The sequence below is a fragment of the Inquilinus sp. genome (assembly GCF_057815775.1).
The window spans coordinates 1-6467 of sequence record NZ_JBYRFX010000501.1; the positions used below are offsets into that span (position 1 = coordinate 1).

Below are 6467 nucleotides of genomic sequence, written 5' to 3' on the forward strand. Positions count from 1 at the left end.
GTTGCAGACCGGCGGCGAGGAGATGCGCCGCCGCATCGGCTTCGGCGACGCGCTGGATTTCGATGTCCTCAAGGAAGTGAAGGAGCACGGCTACACGGATTATTTCGTGTTCGTGCACCGCATCGCCAAAGGCAACGCGATCGGCGAGCTGGACTGCGTCTGCTCCGCCGGGTCGCGCCTTCAAGAGCGGCGCCCTCACCCGCATCGCCAGCACCCTGGTCGAGGTCTATCTCGGCCGCGATGCCGGGCGGCGGGTGCTGAGCGGCCGCATCAGCCGCGGCACCACCGAGACGATCAACGCCGTGCTCTGGTTCTCGGACCTGCGCGGCTTCACCACCATCACCGATTCGGCCGATCCCGCCGAAATCATCCCGCTGCTCAACGACTATGCCGATGCCGTGATCTCCGCGGTGCAGGCCGCCGGCGGCGATGTGCTGAAGCTGATCGGCGACGGCGTGCTGGCGATCTTCCGGCCGAATGGCGGCGAACCGGCCGATCGCAGCCGGGCCTGCCACGCGGCACTCGACGCCGGGCGGCAGGCGGTCGCCGCCATCGCCGAGCTGAACCCGCGCCGGGCGGGGCAGGGGCTGCCGGTGACGCAGATGTATGTCGGGCTGCACATCGGCGAGGTGTTCTTCGGCAATATCGGCAGCGCCGACCGGCTCGACTTCACCGTGGTCGGCCCGGCGGTGAACGAGACCAGCCGGATCGCCGACATGTGCCGGTCGGCCGACCAGCCGATCCTGATCTCGGCCCAGTTCGCCCAGGCAGCAGGGGTCGAGGCCGCCGGTCTGGTCTCGGTCGGCCGCTACGCCCTGCGCGGCGTGCGCATGCCACAGGAGCTGTTCACGCTGGATGCCGCGGTGGATCAATCCGTCCGGGGCTGACTACGGGGTCTTTGCCGTCTGCTGCCGGACCTCCGCGATGCGCCAGGCCACCGATCGCTGGTCGATCACGGCATGCACCGGCGACTGGCCCATCTCGCTCATGATCCGCTCGGCCGCATCGTGGCCCTCGGCCGCCGAGGCCCAGATCAGCAGGTCGACGATCGAGCCGTCCGCCATCTCGGCGATGCGCCGCGACCGGAAGCCGGGCTGGCGGTTCAGCCATTCGTCGATATCGGCATTGGCGGCCACGAAATCCGCGGCGGTGCGGTCGGCGACGAGCCGGAAGGTGGTGATCTCGATGGCTTCAGCCATGGCGGTCACCCCTGCGCCGTCGGGCGGACGATCAACTCGTTGACGTCGACACTGTCCGGCTGGCCGATGGCGTAGCCGATCGCCTCCGCGATCGCCGAGGCTGGGATCGAGGACTGGTCGAGCATGGCGCGCACGCCGGCCTGCAGCTGCGGGTCGCCGATGCCGTCGAACAGCTCGCTGCGGGTCAGGCCGGGGCTGACCACGGTCACGCGCAGGTTCCGGCTTTCCTGCCGCAGCCCTTCGGACAGCGCCCGCACCGCGAATTTGGTGGCGCAATAGACGGCGGCGGTGGGATCGACCCGGTGGGCCGAAGTCGATGCCACATTGACGATGTGGCCGGCGCCTTGGGCGCGCATGATCGGCAGCACCGCGGCGATACCGTGCAGGACGCCTCGCAGGTTGACGTCGATCATCCGGTTCCACTCATCGACCCGTAGATCCTCGATCGGCGACAGCGGCATGATGCCGGCATTGTTCACCAGCACGTCGATCCGGCCGTAATGCGCATGGGCCGAGGAGACGAAGGCCTTCATGCTGTCCAGGTCGGTCACGTCGAGCTCATGATGCAGCGCGTCGCCGCCGGTATCGCGGATCTCCTGGGCCAGGGCGGCGATCCGGTCCATGCGCCGGGCGCCGAGGACCACCCGGTGGCCGTTGGTCGCGAGGTGGCGGGACGTGGCCTCGCCGATGCCGCTGCTGGCGCCGGTGATCAGCACGATTTTGCCCGATATCGGTGATGCGTTCGTCACGGAATGCCCCGCCTGGGGTGGTTGCGGGAGCCGACGTCCCGTGACGGGGTTATGCGATCCGGCGGTCCTCCGGCGTTATCGCGATCCTGCAGGATTCATAGACGATCCTGCAAATCCGGATCCGGGCGGCTGGCCCGCAATGCAGGATCGGATATCATCGGGGTCCCGAAAGACAGCGGATCCGTGCCGATGCCCGTCCTCGACCCCTATCAGGAGATGGCATCGATCATTGCCCGTTTCGCCACCAGCGACGGTGAGTATCCGACCGCGATCGGCAGCCTGTTCTTCAACCGGCGCTCATCCCCGACCCAGCCGCTGCACACGGCGCAATGGCCCTGTTTCGCGCTGGTGGTCCAGGGCGCCAAGAGCCTGGGGCTGGGGGCGGAGCTCTATCGCTATGGCGTCGGCGACTATCTCGTGGTGTCGATCGATCTTCCCGTCGCCTCCCGGGTGACGGAGGCGAGCGCAGCCGTGCCGCATCTGGGCCTCGGCATGGCGATCGCGCCGGACCGGCTGAAGGATGTGCTGGGCCGGGTCGGCCCGGCACGATCCGCCCTTGCCCCCGACCAGATGCGCGGCGTGGGCGTCAACACGGCCCCGGTGGAGCTGCTCGATGCATCGTTGCGGCTGCTGCGGCTGCTCGACCGGCCGGGCGACATCCCGGCGCTGGCGCCGCTGATCGAGCAGGAGATCCTGTACCGGCTGCTGACCGGCCCGTTCGGCCCGCGCCTGCTGCAGATCGCGACCAGCGAGACCCCGAGCAACCGGATCGCCCGGGCCATCGCCTGGCTGCGGCAGAACTTCGCCCAGCCGCTGCGCATCGAGGACCTGGCCCGGCATGTCGGGATGAGCGTCTCGTCGCTGCACCACCACTTCAAGGCCGTCACGGCGCTGACGCCGATGCAGTACCAGAAGCAGCTGCGCCTGCACGAGGCGCGCCGGCTGATGCTGATGGAGCGCCTGGACGTCGGCACGGCGGGCTATAGCGTCGGCTATCAGAGCCCGTCGCAGTTCAGCCGGGAATACAGTCGCCTCTACGGCCTGTCGCCGCTGCGGGACATCGACGCCGCCCGTGGGCCGATGGCCGCGGAATAGGGCCGGTCAGGCGTCGGCCACCGGGTACTTGCCTTCGAGATAGGCGAGGTACGGCTCGGGGTCGAGGCCGCGTCCGGTGGCGGCCTGCAGGATCTCCTCCGGCAGGCGCGAGCGGCCGTGGCGGTGTACCGCGTGGTTCAGCCAACCCCGCAGGGGTGCGTAGTCGCCGGCGGCCAGCCCGGGGGTCACGGCCGCATCCTGCTCCGCCACCGCGTACAACTGCGAGGCCATGACGTTGCCCAGCGTGTAGGTCGGGAAGGAGCCGACGTAGCCGGTCGACCAGTGGATGTCCTGCAGCACGCCGCGGGCATCGTCGGGCACGGTGAGGCCCAGATCGTCGCGCATCCGCTCGGCCCAGGCGGCGGGCAAATCGGCCACGGCCAGGTCGCCGGCGACGATGGCGGCCTCCAGCTCGACCCGCAGCATGATGTGCAGATCGTAGGTCAGCTCATCGGCTTCGACCCGGATCAGGCCCGGCCGCACCAAGTTGACGGCGCGCCAGAATTCCGCGGCCGAGACGTCGGCCAGTTGGTCCGGGAAGGCGTCGCGCAGCCGGCCGAAATGCAGCTCCCAGAACCGGCGGGACCGGCCGACCCGGTTCTCCAGCAGCCGCGACTGGGATTCGTGCATGCCGAAGCTGGCGCCGCCGACGCCATAGAGGTTGACGATGTCGGTTGCCAGCGCCGACCGGGTCAGCTCCGGGTCGATGCCCTGCTCGTACAGGCCGTGCCCGGCCTCGTGCAGCGCCGCGAACAGCCCCGCCGGCAGGAAGTTGGGGCGGTAGCGCGCGGTGATGCGGACATCGTCGCGGGTGAACGAGATCTCGAACGGATGCACCGCCTCGTCCAGCCGGCCGCGGCCGTAGTCGAAGCCGACCAGCTCGGTCAGGCTGCGGGCGAAGGCTTTCTGCCGGTCGACGGGATAGTCGCGATCCAGGAAGTCGCGGCGCGGCGGCGGCTGGTCCTGCACCCGGGCCAGCAGCGGCCGCAGCCGGGTGCGCAGTGTGGCGAACAGCTGCTGCAGCCGGGCCAGGGTCATGCCCGGCTCGTACTGCGCCACCAGCGCGTCATAGGGATGCTCGGCCCAGCCCAGCGCGTCGGCAATGCGCCGCTGCAGGGCGAAGCTGCGCTCCAGATACGGCTGGAAGGCCGGGAAGTCGGACCGGGCCCGCGCCGCCACCCAGGCCGCCTGGGCTTCGGTCTTCAGCAGCGCCGCCTCGTGCAGCAGCGCCTCCGGAATGCGGTCCAGTGCTGCGATCCCGTCCTGCATCGCCGCGACGGCGCGGCGGCGCCGGCTGTTCTCCAGCTCGCCCGCCACCTCGTCCCGGGCGGCGGCCAGCGCGTCGCGCATCGCCGGGCCGGTGGCGATCTGCCGGGCCAGTGACGTCAGCGTCGCGATCTGCTGGCCGCGCGATGCGGTGCCGCCCGCCGGCATCTGCGTCCGGGAATCCCAGGTCAGCAGGTTGACGGCGTTCAGCACGTCGTTGACCCGGCCGGATTCCGCGACGAAACGGTCATAGCCCATGGACGGGGATCTCCTGTCGGTTCGGCGTCGCCAGATCCAGCAGATGGCAGGCGGCGGTGCCGGTCGCGGTCGGGCGCGGCAGCGGCGCCTCGATGCGGCAGCGGTCGAAGGCGTGCGGGCAGCGCGGGTGGAAGGTGCAGCCGCTGGGCAGGTTCACCGGGCTGGGCAGCTCGCCCTTCGCCGCCGGGACGCGGTGGCGTTTGGTGGGATCCAGGTCGGGGGCGGCCGCCAGCAGCGCCTGGGTGTAGGGGTGCTGCGGCGCCGCGAACAGCGCCTCGGTCTCACCCGTCTCGACGATGCTGCCGAGATACATCACCGCCACCCGGTGCGACAGATGGCGGACCAGCCGCAGGTCATGCGCCACGAACAGGATGGTCAGGTTCAGCCGCTGCTGCAACTCCAGCAGCAGGTTCACCACCTGGGCCTGGACCGAGACGTCGAGGGCCGAGACCAGCTCGTCCGCGATCAGGCATTCCGGTTCGACCGACAGCGCCCGGGCGATGCCGATGCGCTGGCGCTGGCCGCCGGAAAACTCATGCGGATAGCGATCGGCCGCCTCGGGCGGCAGCCGCACCAGCTCCATCAGCTCGGCGATCCGGCCGGGGATGCCGGCCTTCGGCCGCATGCGGTGGACCGACAGCGCCTCGGCCAGGGTCTGGCGCACCGTCATGCGCGGGTTGAGCGAGCCGCGCGGGTCCTGGAACACCATCTGCACCCGGCGGTTGAAGGCCCTGCGGTCGCCGCCGGCTAGGCCCCGGATGTCGACGCCGTCATAGCGCAGCGTGCCCTCATCGGCCTCGATCAGCCGGACGATGCAGCGGGCCAGGGTGGATTTGCCGCTGCCGGATTCACCGACGATGCCCAGGGTCTCGCCGCGCTGAACCGACAGGTCGACGCCGTTCAGCGCATGCACCGCCGGGTGCGGCTTGCGGCGCAGCGTGTCGCCGACCGAGCGCTCCATCCGGAAGCGCTTGGTCAGGCCGGAGACTTCCAACAGCGGCGCGGTCATGCGGCCCCCTGGTCGGTGGTCAGGGATGCCGCGGCAACGCGGTCGGTCTCGAAGCAGGCCACGGCGGCATCCGGCCCGACAGGGGTCAGCACCGGCAGCTCGGCCCGGCATCGCGGCGTGGCGAAGGCGCAGCGCGGGGCGAAGGCACAGCCGGGTGGCCGGTCGGTCAGCGACGGCGGCGATCCGTCGATCGATTGCAGCGGCTGGCGCACCCCGTCGCCGCGCGGCACCGAATTCAGCAGCCCCAGCGTGTAGGCATGGCGCGGCTGCCGGAACACGTTAGCCACCGGCCCGGTCTCGACCACGCGGCCGGCATACATCACCGCCATGCGGTCGCAGCTCTGTGCCACCACGCCGAGATCGTGGGTCACCAGGATCACGCCCATCCCCAGCCGGTCGCGCAGCTGCAGCAGCAGGGTCAGGATCTGGTCCTGGATGGTGACGTCCAGCGCCGTGGTCGGCTCGTCCGCCAGCAGCAGCTGGGGTTCGGAGGCCAGGGCGATGGCGATCATCGCCCGCTGGCGCATGCCGCCGGAGAACTGGTGGGGGTAGTCCTCCAGGCGCTTGGCCGCAGCGGGAATGCCGACCAGGTCCAGCAGTTCGCGCGCCCGGTCGTGCCGCGCCCGGCGGCCCAGCTGGGTGTGGGCCCTCAGGCTCTCGTCGATCTGCAGCCCGATCGGGAGCACCGGATTCAGCGCCGTCATCGGCTCCTGGAAGATGGTCGCGATCTCGCCGCCGCGCACCCGGCGAAGGGCTGCGGGTGGCAGGGTCAGCAGGTCGCGCCCCTGCCACAGCACCTGGCCGGCGATCCGCACCGGCGGCCGCACCAGCCCCAGGATGGCGCGCAGGGTGACGCTCTTGCCCGAGCCGGATTCGCCGACCAGCCCCAGC

Annotated in this window: 8 protein-coding genes; 2 read left to right on the plus strand and 6 right to left on the minus strand. The window is 70.6% G+C overall.

Going from position 1 to position 6467, the window contains the following annotated elements:
* On the minus strand, positions 1–184 hold a 184-nt coding region (locus AC3XYG_RS17650; protein ID WP_489141159.1), incomplete at its 3' end, for a hypothetical protein.
* A gap of 70 nt (positions 185–254) precedes the next feature.
* Here AC3XYG_RS17650 and AC3XYG_RS17655 point away from each other — a divergent pair.
* The gene (locus tag AC3XYG_RS17655; protein WP_489141160.1) at positions 255–887 is read left to right on the plus strand and encodes an adenylate/guanylate cyclase domain-containing protein; all 633 of its coding nucleotides are present in this window, start codon (positions 255–257) and stop codon (positions 885–887) included.
* Here AC3XYG_RS17655 and AC3XYG_RS17660 read toward each other — a convergent pair whose 3' ends face one another.
* Both AC3XYG_RS17660 and AC3XYG_RS17665 read right to left on the minus strand, forming a co-directional pair.
* Complete coding sequence (locus AC3XYG_RS17660) at positions 888–1199, minus strand: hypothetical protein (protein WP_489141161.1); 312 nt, start codon at positions 1197–1199, stop codon at positions 888–890. It abuts the gene before it with no gap.
* A gap of 5 nt (positions 1200–1204) precedes the next feature.
* Positions 1205–1915, minus strand: a complete 711-nt coding sequence (locus AC3XYG_RS17665; protein WP_489141162.1) for an SDR family oxidoreductase — start codon at positions 1913–1915, stop codon at positions 1205–1207.
* A gap of 222 nt (positions 1916–2137) precedes the next feature.
* On the opposite strand from AC3XYG_RS17665, the gene AC3XYG_RS17670 reads away from it, so the two are divergent.
* Complete coding sequence (locus tag AC3XYG_RS17670) at positions 2138–3043, plus strand: AraC family transcriptional regulator (RefSeq protein WP_489141166.1); 906 nt, start codon at positions 2138–2140, stop codon at positions 3041–3043.
* Between the two features lie 6 nt (positions 3044–3049).
* On the opposite strand, the gene AC3XYG_RS17675 is transcribed toward AC3XYG_RS17670, so the two are convergent.
* The 3 genes from AC3XYG_RS17675 to AC3XYG_RS17685 all read right to left on the minus strand — a co-directional run.
* On the minus strand, positions 3050–4567 hold the full coding sequence (locus AC3XYG_RS17675; protein WP_489141163.1) for a carboxypeptidase M32: 1518 nt from the start codon (positions 4565–4567) through the stop codon (positions 3050–3052).
* Entirely contained in the window at positions 4557–5576 is a 1020-nt protein-coding gene (locus AC3XYG_RS17680; protein ID WP_489141164.1) for an ABC transporter ATP-binding protein, read from the minus strand. The genes AC3XYG_RS17675 and AC3XYG_RS17680 overlap by 11 nt, the downstream gene beginning before the upstream one ends.
* On the minus strand, positions 5573–6467 hold an 895-nt coding region (locus AC3XYG_RS17685; protein ID WP_489141165.1), incomplete at its 5' end, for an ABC transporter ATP-binding protein. The genes AC3XYG_RS17680 and AC3XYG_RS17685, both read right to left, overlap by 4 nt.